Origin of the sequence: Streptomyces sp. UNOC14_S4, assembly GCF_020740835.1 — a bacterium.
GTDB lineage: Bacteria > Actinomycetota > Actinomycetes > Streptomycetales > Streptomycetaceae > Streptomyces.
The window spans coordinates 1-935 of record NZ_JAINFC010000982.1; the positions used below are offsets into that span (position 1 = coordinate 1).

The 935-nt window shown below is 77.6% G+C and carries 1 protein-coding gene; it reads right to left on the bottom strand.

The window, feature by feature from the left end:
- Positions 1 to 935: metallophosphoesterase (locus K6I34_RS37465; RefSeq protein ID WP_374231128.1), on the bottom strand; the 935-nt coding region annotated here is incomplete at both ends.

Here is a 935-nt window from a genome sequence, read left to right on the forward strand (position 1 = left end):
GCACGCTCCGCGGGGCGCCGTGGGGACCGTGCAGCAGCACATGGAGGCGCGGGGCGACGAGGCGGGCGAGGGTGTCCGTGTCGCGCAGCGCGGCGGCGCCGTGGCGGAGCCCCCGCTCACCGGCCCGGCCGTGTTCGCGGCCTCCGGGGGACGCGGCGGTGCCCCGGCCGCCGTCGATCGGCCGGGTGGTGTCCGGCGGATGGCGCAGGGCCCCCAGGCGCAGCCAGCCGTCCTGCTCGTAGCGGCGCAGGGCCTGCGCGAACCAGGCGGCCTGTTCGGGACCGAGCCAGGCGTACTGGTCCTCCGGCCGGTGGCTGTGGGCCATCGAGGAGTTGAGGCCGGCGACGACGGTGCGCAGGGCGGGCACCGGGAACAGGCTCCAGGGCTGATCGGCGTCGAAGACGACGTCGAGGCCCTGGTAGAGCTCCTGGAACAGCCGCGCGTAGTGGCGCCACTTGGGCCAGTAGGGCGGCCTGGGCCGCAGTTCGTCGGCTTCGCAGGAGCTGAAGTAGGCACGGCTGGCGGCCAGGCTGACATCCTGGCCACCGGGCACCACCACGAGCCGGTCGGCCGCCAGCCCGAGGCGGGCCCGCAGCCCGGTGAGGAAGGCCAGCGCCTGGTCGCACTCGCGCGGGCCGCCGGACGCGGTCAGGTCCCCGGTGACGACGAGCAGATCGGGTGCGGGTGCCCCCGCGTCGGTGAGTTCGACGAGGCTGCCCCAGATCGCGGCCTGGAGGTCGGCGGGGTCGGCTCCCCGGCCGAATCCGGGCCCGGCGAGGTGCAGGACGGAGACGGCCTGGCGGGCGTGGGCGCCCTCGGCCGCCAGAGGATAGACGGGCTGCGCGGCGGGACGGCGCCGCCCGGTCCACCCCGGACCGCCCGGCTGCGGCCCGGACGGCGGGAGCGGGGCCGCAGCCGGGCGGTCCGGGGTGGAC